The organism is Pseudomonas sp. 1L-E-NC-VB-C3 (assembly GCF_057291535.1).
This window is the reverse complement of record NZ_JBXAWD010000001.1, coordinates 63,107-81,882: the sequence shown is the minus strand read 5'-3', so window position 1 is coordinate 81,882 and position 18,776 is coordinate 63,107. Positions and strand designations below refer to the sequence as shown.

Here is an 18,776-nt window from a genome sequence, read left to right as displayed (position 1 = left end):
TCGGCGTAAACGTATGTTTCAAACAACTGTTTGACCGTCACAACAATTCAACACGGTCGTTCATTCCCGGTTACATCAGCAGAGGTTTATCGCTATGCCTGACTACAAGGCCCCCTTGCGTGATATTCGCTTCGTTCGTGACGAACTGCTCGGCTACGAAGCGCACTATCAGAGCCTGCCAGCGTGCGCAGACGCCACGCCGGACATGGTTGACGCCATCCTCGAGGAAGGCGCCAAGTTTTGTGAGCAGGTACTGGCGCCGCTGAACCGTGTGGGCGACATCGAAGGCTGCACCTGGAGCGAGTCCGGCGTGAAAACCCCGACTGGCTTCAAAGAGGCGTACAAGCAATTCGTCGAAGGCGGCTGGCCAAGCCTGGCCCACGACGTCGAGCACGGCGGTCAGGGCCTGCCTGAGTCGCTGGGCCTGGCAGTGAGCGAAATGGTTGGCGAAGCCAACTGGTCGTGGGGCATGTACCCAGGTCTGTCGCACGGTGCGATGAACACCATCTCCGAGCACGGCACCCCTGAGCAACAGGAAGCCTATCTGACCAAACTGGTCTCCGGCGAATGGACCGGCACCATGTGCCTGACCGAACCGCACTGCGGCACCGACCTGGGCATGCTGCGCACCAAGGCCGAGCCTCAGGCCGACGGTTCCTACAAAGTTTCCGGCACCAAGATCTTCATCTCGGCCGGCGAACACGACATGGCCGATAACATCGTCCACATCGTATTGGCCCGCCTGCCGGATGCTCCGGCTGGCACCAAAGGCATCTCGCTGTTCATCGTTCCAAAGTTCCTGCCAAACGCCGATGGCACCATTGGCGCGCGCAACGCAGTGAGCTGCGGTTCGCTGGAACACAAGATGGGCATCCACGGCAACGCCACCTGCGTGATGAACTTCGATGGCGCCACTGGTTACCTGATCGGCCCGGCGAACAAAGGTCTGAACTGCATGTTCACCTTTATGAACACCGCCCGTCTCGGTACCGCGCTGCAAGGTCTGGCTCACGCCGAAATCGGCTTCCAGGGCGGTTTGAAATACGCTCGTGATCGCCTGCAAATGCGCTCGCTGACTGGCCCGAAAGCACCGGACAAGGCCGCTGACCCGATCATCGTCCACCCGGACGTGCGCCGCATGCTGTTGACCATGAAGGCGTTCGCCGAAGGCAACCGCGCGATGGTCTACTTCACTGCGAAGCAGGTCGACATCGTCAAATACGGCGTCGATGAAGAAGAGAAGAAGAAGGCCGACGCCCTGCTGGCGTTCATGACCCCGATCGCCAAAGCGTTCATGACCGAAGTCGGTTTCGAAGCCGCCAACCACGGCGTGCAGATCTACGGCGGCCACGGCTTCATCGCCGAGTGGGGCATGGAGCAGAACGTTCGCGACAGCCGCATTTCGATGCTGTACGAAGGCACCACCGGCATCCAGGCCCTCGACCTGCTCGGCCGCAAAGTGCTGATGACTCAAGGCGAGGCTCTGAAAGGCTTCACCAAGATCGTCCACAAGTTCTGCCAGACCAACGAAGGCAACGAAGCCGTCCAGGAATTCGTCGCGCCGCTGGCTGCACTGAACAAGGAGTGGGGCGAGCTGACCATGAAGGTCGGTATGGCTGCCATGAAAGATCGCGAAGAAGTCGGCGCGGCCTCCGTGGATTACCTGATGTACTCCGGTTATGCCTGCCTGGCCTACTTCTGGGCAGACATGGCACGTCTGGCTGCGGAAAAACTGGCTGCCGGCACCAGCGACGAGGCGTTCTACACCGCCAAGCTGCAAACCGGGCGCTTCTACTTCCAGCGCATCCTGCCGCGTACCCGTACGCACGTGGCCACTATGCTGTCGGGTGCTGGCAACCTGATGGACATGAAAGAAGAAGACTTCGCGCTGGGCTACTAAGCCTTAACGCAGTCTGACGAAAACCGCTGCTCCCGTTAGGGGGCAGCGGTTTTTTTGTTTGTGAATCGCTCAGATAGTCGAGCTTCCGGCCGTTACAGAGACCGTGTGTGATCTGGATCACATTGTATGGGCTTGGCCGCACTTTGCAGGCACAATGCCATCTCTTTGCTATGACGGGTCGGAGCTTACCCTTGCCGCGTTCTTCCGCTGTACGTTTCAGCCATTTCCTGCCATCACTGCTGTTATTGCTTGCGGGGCTGGCGGCTGCGTACGTCAAAGACCTCAGCGTATTCTTCACGTCGCTGTTCAACGTCCTGCCGACATTGGTTCTGCTCCTCGGTGGCGCGTATTGCGCGGTGTATCGACGTCAGCGCGAACTGTTTCTGATGCTCACGGTGTACATCGCCTACTTTCTGCTGGACACCCAGACAGATTTCTACCGCGACAACGGCAAGGTCCGCGAAGACGCTGCGGTGGTGTTTCATCTGGTCTGCCTGTTGTTGCCGCTGTTGTTCGGGCTGTTCGCGGCGTGGCAGGAGCGAACCCATCTGTTTCAGGACATGGTCGCGCGCTTTGCCGTGCTACTGGCATTTGGCAGCGTGGCGCTGGGACTGGAGCAAAGTTACCCACAGGCACTGCTGCTGTGGTTGTCGGAGATCCGCTGGCCGGCGCTGCATGGGGCATGGATGAGTCTCATCCAGTTGTCCTATCCGGTGTTCATCTCGGCCTTCCTGCTTCTGGCCTGGCAATACTGGCGCAACCCGCGCCCGTTGCACGCGGCGCAACTGGTTGGCTTGCTCGGTGTGTTCTGGATGCTGCCGAAGACCTTCATTCTGCCGTTCACCCTGAACATCATGTGCAGCCAGGTGATGCTGATGATCGCCGCCGCCGTTGCGCATGAGGCCTATCAAATGGCCTTCCGCGACGAGCTCACCGGCCTGCCGGGACGACGTGCGCTCAACGAACGTATGCAGCGCCTGGGGCGCAACTATGTGCTGGCGATGAGCGACGTCGATCACTTCAAGAAATTCAACGACACCCATGGCCACGATGTCGGTGACCAGGTGCTGCGCCTGGTCGCCAGCAAACTGTCGAAAATCAGCGGTGGCGGTAGGGCGTATCGCTACGGCGGTGAGGAATTTGCCTTGGTGTTCGCAGGCAAGACCCTTGAGGAGTGCATGCCGCACCTGGAAGTGATCCGTGAATCGATTGCGTCTTACAGCATTCAGTTACGCAACCAGGAAAACCGCCCGCAGGATGATCAGCAAGGTCGCCAGCGCCGTAGCGGTTCCGGGGCTTCGGCGGTGTCGGTGACGGTGAGCATCGGCGTCGCCGAACGTGTCGAGCAGCGCACCCCTGAAGAAGTGCTCAAGTCCGCCGACCAGGCGTTGTACAGCGCCAAGGGCGCGGGGCGTAACTGTGTCATGGCGTTCGGGCAGAACCGCCGTGGCGCGGTGCGCATGGACGCTGCTGCGGGTTGAGTGATGACGGCGCATTCAGCGCCTGCACAGTGATTGTCGCGCGTGGTGGCCAGCAGTAGGTTGAACAAATCTGCTGACGGAGAAGCCACCATGCCCGAGTACAAAGCTCCCCTGCGCGACATGCGCTTTCTGATCGATCACGTCTTCGACTTCCATACCAACTACGCCAATCTCGGCGCGCATGACGCCAGCCCGGACATGATCAGCGCGATCCTCGAAGAAGGCGCGAAGTTCTGCGAGAACGTGCTGGCCCCGCTCAATCGCAGCGGCGATGAAGAGGGCTGCCATTTCGACAACGGCGTGGTGACAACGCCTACAGGCTTCAAGCAGGCCTTCGCACAATATGTCGAGGGCGGCTGGCATGGATTGGCGGCCGATCCGGCTTACGGTGGCCAAGGGTTGCCGAGCTCGCTGGGGCTGGTGATCAGCGAGATGGTCGGCTCCAGCAACACGTCCTGGGGCATGTACCCCGGCCTGACCCACGGCGCGATGTCGGCGATCCACGCCCACGGTACCGCCGAACAGAAAGACACCTACCTGAGCAAACTCACCGCTGGCCAGTGGACCGGCACCATGTGCCTGACCGAAGCCCACTGCGGCACCGATCTGGGCATCATCAAGACCCGCGCGGTGCCACGGGCCGACGGCAGCTACGCGATCACCGGCAGCAAGATTTTCATTTCCGCCGGCGAGCATGACCTGAGCGACAACATCATCCATCTGGTCCTGGCCAAGCTGCCGGACGCACCGGCCGGAACCAAGGGCATTTCCCTGTTTATCGTGCCCAAGTTCCTGCCCGATGCAGCAGGCGAAGCGGGAGAGCGCAATGGCGTTTCCTGCGGCTCGATCGAGCACAAGATGGGCATCAAGGCTTCAGCCACCTGCGTGCTGAACTTCGATGCCGCCACCGGTTACCTGATCGGCGAGCCGAACAAGGGCCTCAACTGCATGTTCACAATGATGAACCACGCGCGGCTTGGTACTGGCATGCAGGGGCTGTGTCTGGGCGAGGCGAGTTTTCAGGGTGCGATCAAGTACGCCAACGACCGCCTACAGATGCGCGCGCTGACCGGCGCCAAGGCCCCGGAAAAACCTGCCGATCCGATCATCGTCCACCCCGATGTGCGGCGCATGTTGCTGACGATGAAAGCCTTCAACGAAGGCAACCGCGCGCTGACCTATTTCACCGCGCAGATGCTCGACGTCGCGCACCTGAGCAGCGACGCCGAGGCGCGTCAGGAGGCTGAAGACCTGTTGGCGTTCCTCACGCCGATCTGCAAGGCGTTCATGACCGACACCGGGCTGGAAGTGACCAATCACGGCATGCAAGTGTTCGGCGGCCACGGTTTCATTCGTGAATGGGGCATGGAGCAACTGGTGCGCGATTGCCGGATTGCGCCGATCTACGAAGGCACCAATGGCATTCAGGCGCTGGACCTGCTCGGGCGCAAGGTGCTGGGCAGTCAGGGCAAGCTGCTGCGCGGCTTTACCAAAATCGTCCACAAGTTCTGCGCAGCGAACGCCGAACATGCGCAGCTGGGCCGCTTCGTCGCGCAACTCAACGGGCTCAACCAACAGTGGGGCGACCTGACCATGAAGGTCGGCATGGCGGCCATGAAGAACCCGGACGAAGTCGGTGCTGCGTCGGTGGATTATCTGATGTACAGCGGCTACATCATCCTGGGCTACCTGTGGCTGCGCATGGCGTTGGTTGCTCAGGCACAGCTGGAGGCGGGCGAGGGTGAGGCTGATTTCCTCAAGGGCAAACTGGCGACGTGCGAGTTCTACTTCAAGCGCTTGCTGCCGCGTACGGCTGCGCATCAGGCGGCGATCGAGGCGGGGAGTGATTGTTTGATGAATCTGCCGGCGCAGGCGTTTGCTTTGTAGAGCAGATCGAAAGATCGCGGCGATCTTTTTCCGGTGACCAAAAATAACAAATCAGTCACCGGTTGACCCTATGTGTCGCAAAAGTTGTTGAGGTACACTCCGGATCAACGAAAACATCATTCCACGAACCACCTGTTTAGATCTTGCGAGGTTTGCCATGGCTGACTACAAAGCGCCGCTGCGCGATATGCGCTTCGTCCTCAATGAAGTGTTCGAAGTCGCCAAACTCTGGGCCGAGCTGCCGGCGCTGGCCGAGACCGTCGATGCCGAAACCGTTGAAGCGATTCTCGAAGAGGCCGGCAAGGTCACCAGCAAAAGCATCGCGCCACTGAGCCGTGCTGCTGACGAGGAAGGTTGCCATTGGGCGGACGGTGCCGTCACCACGCCGGCCGGTTTCCCACAGGCCTATCAGACTTATGCTGAAGGCGGCTGGGTCGGTGTTGGCGGCGATCCGGCCTACGGCGGCATGGGCATGCCCAAAGCCGTGTCGGCGCAGGTCGAAGAAATGGTCAACTCCGCAAGCCTGGCGTTCGGTCTGTATCCGATGCTGACCGCCGGCGCCTGCCTGTCGATCAATGCCCACGCCAGTGAAGAACTGAAAGCTGCGTACCTGCCGAACATGTACGCCGGCATCTGGGCCGGTTCCATGTGCCTGACCGAGCCGCACGCCGGCACCGATCTGGGGATCATTCGCACCAAAGCCGAACCTCAGGCCGATGGTTCCTACAAGGTCAGCGGCACCAAGATCTTCATCACCGGCGGCGAGCACGACCTCACCGAAAACATCATTCACCTGGTACTGGCCAAGCTGCCGGACGCGCCGGCCGGTCCAAAAGGTATTTCGCTGTTCCTGGTGCCGAAGTTCATGGTCAATGCCGACGGCAGCCTCGGTGCGCGTAACCCGGCCAACTGCGGTTCGATCGAGCACAAGATGGGCATTCAGGCCTCGGCGACCTGCGTGATGAACTTCGACGAAGCCGTGGGTTATCTGGTCGGCGAGCCGAACAAAGGCCTGGCGGCGATGTTCACCATGATGAACTACGAGCGCCTGGGTGTTGGTATTCAAGGCCTGGCCACGGGCGAGCGCTCTTATCAGAACGCTGTTGAATACGCGCGCGATCGTCTGCAGAGTCGTTCGCCGACCGGTGCGCAGAACAAGGACAAAGTCGCCGACCCGATCATCGTCCACCCGGACGTGCGACGCATGCTGCTGACCATGAAAGCCTCGAACGAAGGCGGCCGTGCGTTCTCCACGTATGTGGCGATGCAACTGGACACCGCCAAGTTCAGCGAAGACGCGACCACCCGCAAACGCGCGGAAGATCTGGTGGCGCTGCTGACGCCGGTAGCGAAAGCTTTCCTGACCGACCTGGGTCTGGAAACCACCGTCCACGGCCAGCAGATTTTTGGTGGCCACGGCTACATCCGCGAGTGGGGCCAGGAACAACTGGTGCGTGATGTGCGCATCACCCAGATCTACGAAGGCACCAACGGCATTCAGGCGCTGGACCTGGTCGGGCGCAAGATCGTTGGCAGTGGCGGCGCGTTCTACCAGCTGTTCGCTGACGAGATCCGCCATTTCACCGCAACCGCCAGCGCCGATCTGGGCGAGTTCACCAAGCCGTTGAACGATGCCGTCGACACCCTCGACGAGTTGACCGCGTGGCTGCTGGACCGGGCGAAAAACAATCCGAACGAAATCGGCGCGGCCTCGGTCGAATATTTGCAAGCGTTCGGCTACACCGCTTACGCCTACATGTGGGCGTTGATGGCCAAAGCCGCGCTGGGCAAGGAAGCGCAGGAGGATTTCTATGCGAGCAAGCTGGGCACCGCGCGCTTCTATTTCGCCCGCCTGCTGCCGCGTATCCACTCGTTGAGCGCGTCGGTCAAGGCCGGTAGCGAGTCGCTGTTCCTGCTGGATGCGGCACAGTTTTGATCCTGTAGACGTCATGTAAGCATTTGCTTACGTGACGTGCTGCTGTTCTCCCATATCCGTATATTGGATCCACGGCTAATCTACATTTCATGGACGTCGCGCAGGAAGCGCAAAGTAAACAACACGGACACGTAGGATTCTGCCAGGGTGGCGGAGTGAAATGGATGTCAGGGAAACAGTCTGCAAAGCCCCGCTTCGGCGGGGTTTTCTTTTGCCTGAAGAAAAGTTTCAGGCGAGCGGATCAAGGGGCGGCTTCGTTTCGCGGTCGATCACCTCTTCAAGCAATGTCCGCAGCAATGCCAACGAGGCCTGCTGGCGTTGCACATCACGGCACACCAGGCCAACTTGCAACGGCACCCGTGGTTCGCTCAGCGGTTTCCATAGCAGATCTTCATCGTCATATTCCTTTTGCGAACGTCCCGGCAGCACCGTTGCCAGCCTGGTGTGCGGCAGGCTATCGAGAATCCCCAGCATATTGTTCAACTCGGCCTGCACCTGCGGGCGTCGTCCGAGGCTGGTCAGTTGTGCCTGCCAGATCTGTCGGATCTGGAACTCTTCGCCGAGCAGCAACATGGGCAGCTCAGCAGCCTGGCGCATCGAGACCTTCTTGAACTCGCGCAAGGGATGGTCCGCCGGGATGACCAGCGTCAGTTCATCTTCGTACAGCAACACACCGTGCAGACCGGGTTGGCGCGGTGGCAGATAGCTGATACCGATGTCCAGCGAACCGTTGAGCAAGCGCCGTTCGATTTCCAGCCCGGTCAGTTCATAGATTTGTACCACCAGATGCGGCTGCGCCTTGCGCACACGCTCGAGCATCTGCGGCACAAGGCTGGTGTGCACCGTTTGCAACACACCGATCGCCAGTGTGCGCAGTGCCTGACCCTTGAAACTACCCAACGCCTCGCGCGCCCGCTGCAAGCCATCGAGCAATGGCAACGCGTGGTTGTACAGCGTATGCGCAGCGAGGGTCGGCAGCAGGCGTTTACTGCTGCGTTCGAACAGGGTTACGTCGAGGTTCTGCTCCAGCTGACGGATCTGTTGCGACAGCGCCGGTTGCGAGATCGACAAGCGCTCAGCCGCACGGCCGACATGGCCTTCTTCGTAGACCGCGACGAAATAACGCAGTTGTTTGAAATCCATAAGTAGCGCTTATCGAAATGGCTGAGAAATCGAAATGGCCTGAAGCCGTTTGCGCGCCTAGTCTAACCGCATTCACAAGGCTTGCAGGGCCAGAAAGCGTGACGAATTCCATTTGCTTCGTTCGTGATTACATAGGCAGTTCAAAAAACCTCCAACGAGGTTTTTCCGCATGAATCTGTTCAGTTTGCGGCGCCAGACGCCGAGTCTGGATGACCTCTGCTTCGAGGCGGGGCCATCCGCTATGACCGACCATCTCAATGCCCAACGCCTGATGCCCAGCGTCGATCGGCCGCAACAAGTGTTCGTTCGCGGCCAGGGTTCATGGCTATGGGACAGCAACGATCGCGCCTACCTCGACTTTTCCCAGGCCGGCGGCGCCAACAGCCTTGGCCACAGCCCCACGGCGTTGGTCAAAGCCATCGCCAATCAGGCCCAGGCGCTGATCAATCCAGGCTTCAATCTGCACAATCGCGGCATGCTCAGCCTCGCCGAACGTTTGTGCGCCAGCACGTCCAGCGAACAGGCGTATCTGCTCAACAGTGGCAGCGAGGCTTGTGAGGCGGCGATCAAACTGGCGCGCAAATGGGGGCAGCTGCATCGCGGCGGCGCCTCGCGGATCATCATGGCTGAGCAGGGTTGTCATGGCCGCAGTCTGGCGACGATTGATCGAGTGCCATTCAACGACCTGCCGGCGCTGCATGCGGCGGTGGACGCGCAGACCGTGGCGATCATGCTGGAGCCGATCCAGAGCGATGCCGGGGTCATTCCGGCGACCGAGCATTACCTCAAAGGGGTCGAGCGACTGTGTCGTGACTTGGGCATTCTGCTGATCCTCGACGAAGTGCAGACGGGTATGGGCCGCTGCGGCAGCTTGCTTGCCGAACAGTCCTACGGGATTCGCGCCGATATCGTCGTGCTCGGCAAAGGCCTCGGCGGCGGCTTGCCGCTGGCGGCCTTGCTGGCGCGAGGCAAGGCCTGTTGTTTCGCCATCGGCGAGCTGAGCGGCACCCATCACGGCAACGCATTGATGACGGCGGCCGGTCTGGTAGTGCTCGACAGCATCCATGACCGCAGCTTTCTCCAGCAGGTTAACGACAGCGGCCAGCATTTGCGCGAAGGCCTTGCGCGACTGGCGCACCGCTACGGCCACGGCGAGTTGCGCGGCCAAGGCCTGTTTTACGGGTTGACGCTGTCCGAGGAATGCGCCGACGCCGTCGTCCATGCCGCACTTCACGAAGGCCTGATATTGAACGCCGCGCAGCCTGACTGCCTGCGCTTCACCCCGGCCCTCACTGTCAGCAAAGCCAACATCGACGAAATGCTTCTGCGCTTGGGCCGCGCCTTCTCGCGGGTGCGCACCGCCCAAGTGCAATGTCGCAAGGGCATTGCCGTGTGAGCTGAGCAGCCCCAACCGATTACTCGAACCGTCTCGCGGTATAACGCACGCCCCACGCCTGATTCTTTTGGCGTGGGGCGTTTTTTTGTGGTGCTGGCGATCAAATAGCAAGCGTAATGAACCCTGACGAACGGCGCGTGTCGATTAGCTTGTATGGCTCAAGTGAGCCAACCCCCATTCAGGAGCTGCCCCATGGATTTCATTCGTATCATCATCGCTATTCTGTTGCCGCCACTGGGCGTGTTTCTGCAGGTCGGGTTTGGCGGGGCGTTCTGGCTGAACATTCTGCTGACGCTGTGCGGCTACATTCCAGGGATCGTGCATGCGGTGTATATCATCGCCAAGCGTTGAGTTCAGCGGCGTCTGATCAATAGCTATCGCGGGCAAGCCCGCTCCCACAGTGTTATGAGTGATCACAATTTTTGTGTACACCAAATAACCTGTGGGAGCGGGCTTGCCCGCGATTGGAGCGACGCAGTCTCAAAGTGAGGGCTCAGTCAGTTAGCCCCATCACCCGACGATAAAACGTCCACTCCTGCTCCAGCGCATGTGCCTGGTTGGCCGCGCGGCGGAAGCCGTGCCGTTCGTCAGGGTAGTAATGCGCTTGGACCGGGACGCCGTTGTGCTCCAGCGCCGCGACCATGTCGCGGGTCTGTTGCGGCACGACCACCGCGTCCAGTTCACCCTGAAAGAAAATCACCGGCACGCGAATGTTATCGGCGTGCAGCAATGGCGTGCGGGCGGCATAGCGTTCGGCATCTCGCTCGGGATCGCCGATCAGCCAATCCAGATAATCGCCCTCGAACTTGTGCGTTGCGCGAGCCAACGCGACCGGATCGCTGACGCCGTAGAGGCTGGCGCCTGCGCGGAAAACTTGTCTGAACGCCAGTGCACACAGCGTTGTGTAGCCACCCGCACTGCCGCCGCGAATGAACGCGCGGTCACCATCGATCAAGCCTTGGCCAGCGAGATAGCTGACCACCGCGCAGGCATCCTCGACATCCACCTCGCCCCAGCGCAGATGCAGCGCTTGGCGATATTCGCGACCATAGCCACTGCTGCCGCGATAGTTGAGGTCGGCGACAGCAAAGCCGCGCTGCGTCCAGTACTGGATGCGCGGGTCGAGTATCGGATAGCACGCCGACGTCGGGCCGCCGTGGATAAACACCACCAGCGGAGGTTTCGCTTCACCGCTCATGGCCGGGTAAAAGAAACCGTTCGCCTCGCCGGAGCCGCTCGGATAACGCAAGGTCTGCGGACGGCTGATGCGTTCGGCAGGCAATGGAGCCACGCCGCCAGCGAGGATTTTCACGGCATGCGACACACGATCAATGGCGATCACTGCCGACGGGCTGGTCGGCGATGCAGCGATGCAATAGATGAATTGTTGATCCATCGCCAAGTGGCGGAAGCGGCTGTAGTCACCGCTGAAATCTTCACTTCCAAGGGCCAGGCGACCGAAACCATCCTCGCTCCAACTGGCTAAAAATTGATCACCGACAGGCAGCCACGTGCAGCCGCCTAGCTGCCACGGCGCGGGCGCGTGATCGGCCGCGACGCTGGCCAGCGCTTTCAGGCCATCGGTCGTTTCGCCCCACGGCTGCCAGTAGCCGTCACGGTCCGTCAGGCAATAGAGCCGCCCATCAGCGTCGAATCGCGGCTGCTGGATCGACTCCTCCATCTGCGTACCGGCAACACAGCGAGGCGCAGAAAAATCGCCTTGCGCGACCATCAAGCGCGTCGAGGTCCACGGCTGATGCGGGCGACTCCACTCGATCCACGCCAGCCGCTGGCCATCGGGGCTGAGCGTTGGTGACGCATAAAAATCCGCACCCTCGGCCAGCACCTGTCGCGTACCGGTCGCCAGATCAATTGCCACCAGGCGATGCCGATCCTGCTGCTCTTCAACCGCCAATACCCGGCCAGCGGCGAATTGCAGATCGCCGTAGCGGCAGTCAGTCGACGTCAGCGCGACCGGCTCGCCATCCAGCGCCTGCCGATACATCTGCTGATCCGCTTCATTGACGAAAACCACCCCGTCAGGCGTCAGACAAAACGCACCACCGCCATATTCGTACACGCGGCTACGCACGCTGAAGCCGTCCGGCGTCAGACTTTTCGCTGCGCCATCGCGCCAATGCCAGATCCGGCATGCGGCATCCTCGGGGCGGTATTCATTCCAGAACACACCATGGGCGCCGAGCTGCAGTTCGGCGAAGTCGGTTCCGGCGGCGACGGCTTGGGCGGCGCTGAAAGGCTCAGCCCTTGGCGATGAGGCGTGAGTTTCGTTCATTGCGAAAGGCCAATTGTTCGATGGTTTGAGTGGCGGTCTCGGCTTCTTCGCGGGCCTTGAGGATCACGCCGTGATGTTCGGACTTGCTGCACACCGGGTCGGCATTACTGGCGTCGCCGGTGAGCATGAACGCCTGGCAGCGGCAGCCGCCGAAGTCCTTTTCTTTCTCGTCGCAAGAGCGGCACGGCTCGGGCATCCAGTCGTAACCGCGAAAACGGTTGAAGCCGAACGAGTCATACCAGATGTGTTGCATGCTGTGATCGCGCACGTTGGGAAACTGCACCGGCATCTGGCGGGCACCATGGCAGGGCAGGGCGGTGCCGTCCGGGGTGACGGTCAGGAAGATGCTGCCCCAGCCGTTCATGCAGGCTTTCGGGCGTTCTTCGTAATAGTCCGGAGTGACGAAAATCAGCTTGCACGGATGCCCTTCGGCTTCCAGCCTGGCGCGGTATTCGTTGGTGATGCGTTCGGCGCGCACCAGTTGCTCCTTGGTCGGCAGCAGGCCAACACGGTTCAGCTGCGCCCAGCCGTAGAACTGGCAAGTGGCGAGTTCGACGAAGTCGGCCTCCAGCGCAATGCACAGTTCGATAATGCGGTCGATCTTGTCGATGTTGTGCCGATGGGTGACGAAGTTCAGCACCATCGGATAACCGTGGGCCTTGACTGCGCGAGCCATTTCCAGCTTTTGCGCAAAGGCCTTTTTCGAACCGGCGAGCAGGTTGTTCACTTGCTCGTCGCTGGCCTGGAAACTGATCTGGATGTGATCGAGCCCGGCCTTTTTGAAGTCGCTGATTTTCTGCTCGGTCAGGCCGATGCCGGAGGTGATCAGGTTGGTGTAGAAACCCAACTGGCGCGCCTCGTGAATCAGCTCGGCCAGGTCCTGACGCACCAGCGGTTCGCCACCGGAAAAGCCCAGTTGCGCCGCGCCCATCTCCCGCGCTTCGCGGAACACCTTGATCCACTGCTCGGTGCTCAGCTCCTTGCCCTGCTCGGCGAAATCCAGTGGATTGGAGCAGTACGGGCATTGCAGCGGGCAGCGGTAGGTCAGCTCGGCGAGCAGCCATAGCGGCAGGCCGATTTCAGGCTTGGGCGGCAGATCAGGCAAGTTCGATCCAGTGCTGCGCACGGGCAACCTCCATGAATTGCTCGATGTCGTCACCGAGTTCGGGCACGTCGGGGAACTGCTCGTCGAGTTTGGCGATGATCGCCGCGACATTGCGCTCACCGTCAATCAAACCGCCGATCAACGCGGCGGTTTCGTTGAGTTTGATCATGCCTTCCGGGTACAGCAACACATGGCCTTTTTGCGCCGGTTCGTACTGGAAGCGGTAACCGGGACGCCAGCTCGGAACTTTGCTGCGGTCGAAACTCATAAGGTAATTCCTTTATGCCAGACCCGTTGTTCGGTCACGCTGTGATACGGCGGGCGGTTCAGTTCGTAGGCCATGCTCATGGCATCGAGCATGCTCCAAAGAATGTCCAGTTTGAACTGGAGAATTTCCAGCATGCGCTCCTGGCCTTCACGGGTCTTGTAGTGCTCGAGCGTGATCGCCAGACCGTGCTCGACATCACGCCGCGCCTGACCGAGACGGGTGCGGAAATACTCGTAGCCGGCCGGGTCGATCCACGGGTAATGCTGCGGCCAACTGTCGAGGCGCGACTGGTGGATCTGCGGCGCGAACAGTTCGGTCAGCGAACTGCTGGCGGCTTCCTGCCAACTGGCGCGACGGGCGAAGTTGACGTAGGCGTCGACGGCGAATCGCACGCCGGGCAATACCAATTCCTGGGAGCGCAGTTGATCCGGGTCGAGGCCAACAGCCTGGCCCAGACGCAGCCAGGCTTCGATGCCGCCATCTTCACCGGGTGCGCCGTCGTGGTCGAGCAGGCGCTGAATCCACTCGCGGCGGATTTCCCGATCCGGGCAATTGGCGAGGATCGCTGCGTCCTTCAGGGGAATGTTCACCTGATAGTAGAAGCGGTTGGCGACCCAGCCCTGAATCTGCTCGCGGGTCGCACGGCCTTCGTACATCGCCACGTGGTAAGGGTGGTAGATGTGGTAGTAGGCGCCCTTGGCGCGCAGGGCCGCTTCGAATTCGGCGGGGGACAGCGGGGTGTCGGTCATGTCTGTTCTCCGGGAACAACCCTGGAAATCTCTGGTGTCTGTGCTGGCCTCTTCGCGAGCAGGCTCGCTCCCACAGTTGATCGCATTCCATTGTAGGAGTGAGCCTGCTCGCGATAGACCGCGCAGCGGTCTCGATTGCTTAAAGCACGATACTCATGCCATCAAACGCTACTTCAACGTCACGCCGCGCCAGTTCGGCACGCTCCGGCGAATCCTCGTCGAGGATCGGGTTGGTGTTGTTGATGTGGATAAGCACCTTGCGTTGCTCGGGCAACTGCTCCAGCACTTCGAGCATGCCGCCAGGCCCGTTCTGTGCCAGATGGCCCATCTCGCGACCGGTGCGGGTGCCGACGCCACGGCGCTGCATTTCATCGTCATCCCACAGCGTGCCGTCGACCAGCAGGCAATCGCTGCCCGCCATGATTTCCAGCAACGGCGCATCGACCTTGCCCAGTCCCGGCGCGTAGAACAGCTTGCCGCCAGTGTTGAGGTCTTCAACGATCAAACCGATGTTGTCGCCCGGATGCGGATCGAAACGGTGCGGCGAATACGGCGGCGCGGCGCTGCGCAACGGCAACGGGGTGAAACGCAGATTCGGGCAGGCGGCTACGGTGAAGCTCTGGTCGAGCTCGATACGGTTCCAGACCAGCCCGCCGTTCCAGTGGGTGAGCATCTTGAACAGGGGAAAACCGGTGCTGAGGTCTTCATGAACCATGTCCGTGCACCAGACCTGATGCGGGCAGCCTTCGCGCAAGCTGAGCAGGCCGGTGGTGTGGTCGATCTGGCTGTCCATCAGGATGATCGCGCTGATGCCGGTGTCGCGCAGGGCGCGGCCCGGTTGCATCGGGGCGAAGCTTTGCAGTTGCGCGCGGATGTCCGGCGAGGCATTGCACAACACCCAGTTCACGCCGTCATCGGAAATGGCGATGGACGATTGGGTGCGGGCCTTGGCGTTCAGGCTGCCGTCGCGAAAACCTGCGCAGTTGACGCAGTTGCAGTTCCACTGCGGAAAACCGCCACCGGCGGCCGAACCCAGAATCTGGACGAACATGAACGCTCCATCATTTCAACGCGGAAAATAAAACGCCTCGGCGAGCCGAGGCGTTGCACTGCGATTCTGCGTAGGCAGAACTCAGCGGCTGGCGAAGTACATGGTGACTTCGAAGCCGATACGCAGGTCGGTGTAAGCAGGTTTGGTCCAGGCCATGAGATGTCTCCTTCTGAGGGTTGGGATAGCGCTATCCATAGTTATAGTCCACGGCAGCGCGGTGATGTTCCAATTAGTTAGGCGGCTATGTTACTCAAAATTTCAACGCCGTGACCCGTGAATCTTTGAGAAAGCTCCTTGCAGCCTCGGTAATGATCAGTTTGTCACTTGCCACGGCGCGTCCGGCATCGATTCATTGGCCAGGCAATGCCAGCCGCCCTCGGCATTGATCAGGCGCTGCGCAGCGGCCAGCAAAGCCTGGCGATCGAGTTGCCGGATCGCCGTGACCAACTGCTCCCGGTAATCCGACGAATGGCCGGCAAGTTTGCCTTGCCAGAGGAGTTCGGCGGCATCCTTGGTGGACAGTGTGGTGTCGTCGAACTGATCGACGAGGCTTTGACGCTGTTGCTCGAGGCTTGCTTCATCGAACGTTTCGATCAGCGCGGGAATGCCGTTGAAAAACTCTTGAATATATTCGAGCAACTCGGCGGCCGAAGTCGTCGGCGATTGCACGCCAAACACAATCGCGGTCCTGCCGTGCAATTGACGCAGCGCGCTGAACACGGCGTACCCCAATTGCAATTCGACACGCAGGCGCTGATAGAAAGGCGTCTGGTACAACTGAGCCAGAAGGCGCCACGCTGCTTCATCAGCGATGTCGCTGCTGGCAGTCGGGCAGATCAGCAGCAAGGCGTGTTCGCTGGAGGCCGTGTTGATCTGGCTCCAGTGGTACTTGCCTTGGGCGATCGGTGTCACCGGTAGCTGATTGTCCGGTGTGCCGGGAATGCGGCTCAGCGCCAGGCCCAAGGCTGACTGGGTTTGTTGGTTAAGGCCTAGAGCGAGGCCGTCCCAGCGCGAAGTTGTCCACAGCTGATTGGCGTCATCGCTGGTTTCAATCGTGGGCAGGCATTTCTCTGGCAACGCTTCGAGTAGTTGGCGGATCGGCATCGACGGTATCTGCACCTCGTCGCGCGGCGAATCGGCGTCGATCATCGTCAGACATTTCAGCGCATGCTCGAGGATGCTGGGCATCGGTTCCTGTAGTCCGGTCATTTTCAGCAGGCATTGGTTACCTGCGGCGCTGAAAGACAAGTCCACTCCGGCTTCGGACGCATCCTGTCGGGTCTGGCGCAGACTGCGCTGCAATCTTGCGCGCAGATCGGCGCTGGCCGCCGTCTCGACCTGCCAGCGCAGGTAAATCGCGCCCTCATCGCTGTTGTCCGGCAGCGCCTGGCTGAACTGCATCGGCGATCGCTCGCGACGACTGCGCGAGCGATCCTGGGCGAAGGTGCGCAGGCCACGGTGGGCGCTGGTCTGGCCGCGAATCAGCCCGGCGTTTGCCAGTGGCTCGCTGGCTCGCAGAAAAGGATTGGCGGCGGGCAGATGCCAATGATCGCTGAAGTTATCCACAACGCCGATTTCGCGAAGGATGTGCTCAAGTGCGGCAGCGCCGGATTCGGACAGGCCGAATGCTTGCTGCTCAATGTCTAGGCGCGCCAGTTGCAACGCGCCGCTGACTTGCTGCTGGCGCTGAAGCAGGGCCGCGTATTCCTCGCGCCACGGCGTCCAGTCCTGCTGGGCGAAGAAGCGCAGCCAGTCCAGCAGGCGTTCGCGAATGGTATCCAGGCGGTCGCCGCCAGCATTGAATTGAAGATGCAGCAGCGCTTGGCCGGCGAACTGGTAGAGCGGCGTGGCTTTCAGGCTGTCAGCCAGATTCTGTTGATGCAGGTATGCGAGCAATCCACCAGGTTTTGCGCTATTCAACCAATGACAGAGAAAAGCCATCGCCTCGGCGGATGACTCGGGCAACGCGTCGAAAGCGAATAACAGGTTCGCGTGAGCGCCGACCTGTTGATAACTGTTCACTGCCAACGGTGGCGGTGCGGCCTGGGCAACTTTATCCCCAATCGGCAACACTGCTGCGAATTGCTGCGCCAGCTCCCCAAGCTCATCGATACTTTGTGGCCCGACCAGACTCAGGCTCATTTGCCCGGTTCGATAAAAGCGCTGATGGAAGTCTTGCAACGCCGACTGAAACCCTGGCGATTCGACCTGCAAGCTGTCCCGATTACCCGCATGAAACCCACGCAGCGGGTGCTGCGCGGGTAAACCTTCATACAGGGCAAACTGCTGCTGTGCTGTCGGATCCTGCGACCAGGCGACAAATTCCGCCTGCAGCACTTCCCGTTCACGCAGTTGATCGTCCCGATTCATCCGTGGCCGGGCGAGCATGTCTGACAGACGCTCGAGCCCCGCGCTGAAGGACGACACAGGCAACTCGAAGAAAAAATCCGTGGTGCGCTCACGGGTGCTGGCATTTACTTGGCCGCCGTGACGTTGCACGTAGGCCATCAGCCCTTCGTCTGTGGGAAAACGCTCGGTGCCGAGAAACAGTAAGTGCTCAAGAAAATGCGCCAGCCCCGGCCATGCCAATGGCACGTCATGGCTGCCGGCCGCCACGCGCAACGCGGCAGCGCTGCGCTTGAGACCGGGCACGTGGCGCAGGGTCACGCGCAGGCCGTTGGCCAGGGTTTCAGAGTGGGGGCGGAGATGAGTCGGCGCGGGCATGGGCACTTCCAGAACAGTGAAGTGCCCATGCTAGCGGATTAGCGGCGGTTGAGCGCGCCGTAAAGCTCCGGGCGGCGATCGCTGAGATAGCGATTGGCCTGGCGTGAATCGTTCATCAGTTGTCGGTCCAGTTCGCCGACGATCAACGCCTCGTCCAGACCTGCCAGAGCGATGCGGCTGCCGTCCGGCGCGGCAATGCTGCTTTGCCCGCAATACTGGATATCGCCTTCATGTCCGCAGTAATTGGCGTAAGCCACGTAGCACTGGTTTTCGAAGGCGCGGGCACGCACGGTGACATCGGCAACGAAATCGAACGGAATCATGTTGGCCGTCGGCACCACGATCAGCTCGGCGCCGGCCAAGGCCAGGCGCCGCGCGTTTTCCGGGAACTCCAGGTCATAGCAGATCAGGAAGCCGAGCTTCCAGCCGTTCAGCTCAACCACCGGCAAGTCGGAGTCACCGGGGCTGAACATCGACCGATCGAGGTCGCCGAACAGATGCGACTTGCGGTAATTGCACAGGCGCTCGCCGTAGGCGTCGATCAGTTGCACGGCGTTGTAGATCTGCCCGTCGGCGGTGCGCTCGGGGTAGCCGTAGACGATCGCCAGACCCGCAGCCTTGGCAATCCGGCCGATCTGCTGCGCCCATTCACCGTTATAGACCTCGGCCAGCGTGCTGACCGCTTCGGCGCCGATGTTGTAGCCGGTCATGAACATCTCCGGCAGCACCAGCAGATCGGCGCCTTTGGCCTCCATCGCTACTTGATGCAGGCGATGCAGGTTGGCGGCGGGGTCCAGTGGCAGCGGTGGACATTGGTAAACGGCTACGCGCATCGGGGAATCC

15 protein-coding genes are annotated in these 18,776 nt (G+C 60.8%); 6 read left to right on the top strand and 9 right to left on the bottom strand.

Annotated features, from left to right (window positions below):
- Positions 1–94: 94 nt before the first annotated feature.
- The 4 genes from AC0Z5Z_RS00350 (at position 95) to AC0Z5Z_RS00335 (ending at position 7,204) form a co-directional block, all read left to right on the top strand.
- The gene (locus AC0Z5Z_RS00350) at positions 95–1,900 is read left to right on the top strand and encodes a phenylacyl-CoA dehydrogenase (RefSeq protein WP_485610564.1); all 1,806 of its coding nucleotides are present in this window, start codon (positions 95–97) and stop codon (positions 1,898–1,900) included.
- Positions 1,901–2,091: 191 nt separating this feature from the next.
- On the top strand, positions 2,092–3,381 hold the full coding sequence (locus AC0Z5Z_RS00345; RefSeq protein WP_039757672.1) for a GGDEF domain-containing protein: 1,290 nt from the start codon (positions 2,092–2,094) through the stop codon (positions 3,379–3,381).
- A gap of 90 nt (positions 3,382–3,471) precedes the next feature.
- The gene (locus tag AC0Z5Z_RS00340) at positions 3,472–5,268 is read left to right on the top strand and encodes an acyl-CoA dehydrogenase C-terminal domain-containing protein (protein ID WP_485610563.1); all 1,797 of its coding nucleotides are present in this window, start codon (positions 3,472–3,474) and stop codon (positions 5,266–5,268) included.
- A 157-nt stretch (positions 5,269–5,425) separates the two neighbouring features.
- The gene (locus AC0Z5Z_RS00335; RefSeq protein WP_041476717.1) at positions 5,426–7,204 is read left to right on the top strand and encodes an acyl-CoA dehydrogenase C-terminal domain-containing protein; all 1,779 of its coding nucleotides are present in this window, start codon (positions 5,426–5,428) and stop codon (positions 7,202–7,204) included.
- 228 nt (positions 7,205–7,432) lie between these two features.
- Here the strand turns inward: AC0Z5Z_RS00335 and AC0Z5Z_RS00330 are convergent, their stop codons facing one another.
- Complete coding sequence (locus AC0Z5Z_RS00330; protein WP_460094602.1) at positions 7,433–8,347, bottom strand: LysR family transcriptional regulator; 915 nt, start codon at positions 8,345–8,347, stop codon at positions 7,433–7,435.
- A gap of 169 nt (positions 8,348–8,516) precedes the next feature.
- On the opposite strand from AC0Z5Z_RS00330, the gene AC0Z5Z_RS00325 reads away from it, so the two are divergent.
- A complete protein-coding gene (locus AC0Z5Z_RS00325; RefSeq protein WP_485610562.1) occupies positions 8,517–9,743 on the top strand; it encodes an aspartate aminotransferase family protein in 1,227 nt (408 codons plus the stop codon).
- A gap of 192 nt (positions 9,744–9,935) precedes the next feature.
- Positions 9,936–10,094, top strand: a complete 159-nt coding sequence (locus AC0Z5Z_RS00320) for a YqaE/Pmp3 family membrane protein (RefSeq protein WP_003228885.1) — start codon at positions 9,936–9,938, stop codon at positions 10,092–10,094.
- Positions 10,095–10,236: 142 nt separating this feature from the next.
- Here the strand turns inward: AC0Z5Z_RS00320 and AC0Z5Z_RS00315 are convergent, their stop codons facing one another.
- The 8 genes from AC0Z5Z_RS00315 to AC0Z5Z_RS00280 form a co-directional block, all read right to left on the bottom strand.
- Complete coding sequence (locus AC0Z5Z_RS00315; protein WP_485610561.1) at positions 10,237–12,036, bottom strand: alpha/beta hydrolase family protein; 1,800 nt, start codon at positions 12,034–12,036, stop codon at positions 10,237–10,239.
- Entirely contained in the window at positions 12,002–13,162 is a 1,161-nt protein-coding gene (pqqE, locus tag AC0Z5Z_RS00310; RefSeq protein ID WP_485610560.1) for a pyrroloquinoline quinone biosynthesis protein PqqE, read from the bottom strand. Before pqqE ends, AC0Z5Z_RS00315 begins: the two co-directional genes overlap by 35 nt.
- On the bottom strand, positions 13,134–13,409 hold the full coding sequence (gene pqqD / locus AC0Z5Z_RS00305) for a pyrroloquinoline quinone biosynthesis peptide chaperone PqqD (RefSeq protein WP_485610559.1): 276 nt from the start codon (positions 13,407–13,409) through the stop codon (positions 13,134–13,136). Before pqqD ends, pqqE begins: the two co-directional genes overlap by 29 nt.
- Positions 13,406–14,158, bottom strand: a complete 753-nt coding sequence (gene pqqC, locus AC0Z5Z_RS00300; protein WP_042606685.1) for a pyrroloquinoline-quinone synthase PqqC — start codon at positions 14,156–14,158, stop codon at positions 13,406–13,408. The genes pqqD and pqqC overlap by 4 nt, the downstream gene beginning before the upstream one ends.
- 139 nt (positions 14,159–14,297) lie before the next feature.
- Positions 14,298–15,209, bottom strand: a complete 912-nt coding sequence (gene pqqB, locus AC0Z5Z_RS00295) for a pyrroloquinoline quinone biosynthesis protein PqqB (protein ID WP_485610558.1) — start codon at positions 15,207–15,209, stop codon at positions 14,298–14,300.
- A gap of 81 nt (positions 15,210–15,290) precedes the next feature.
- The gene (gene pqqA / locus AC0Z5Z_RS00290) at positions 15,291–15,365 is read right to left on the bottom strand and encodes a pyrroloquinoline quinone precursor peptide PqqA (RefSeq protein ID WP_003444522.1); all 75 of its coding nucleotides are present in this window, start codon (positions 15,363–15,365) and stop codon (positions 15,291–15,293) included.
- Positions 15,366–15,521: 156 nt separating this feature from the next.
- Positions 15,522–17,933 (bottom strand): pyrroloquinoline quinone biosynthesis protein PqqF, encoded by a 2,412-nt coding sequence (pqqF, locus tag AC0Z5Z_RS00285; protein ID WP_375122779.1) that lies wholly within the window; start codon positions 17,931–17,933, stop codon positions 15,522–15,524.
- 38 nt (positions 17,934–17,971) lie between these two features.
- Entirely contained in the window at positions 17,972–18,766 is a 795-nt protein-coding gene (locus AC0Z5Z_RS00280; protein WP_315435776.1) for a carbon-nitrogen hydrolase family protein, read from the bottom strand.
- Positions 18,767–18,776: the final 10 nt, after the last annotated feature.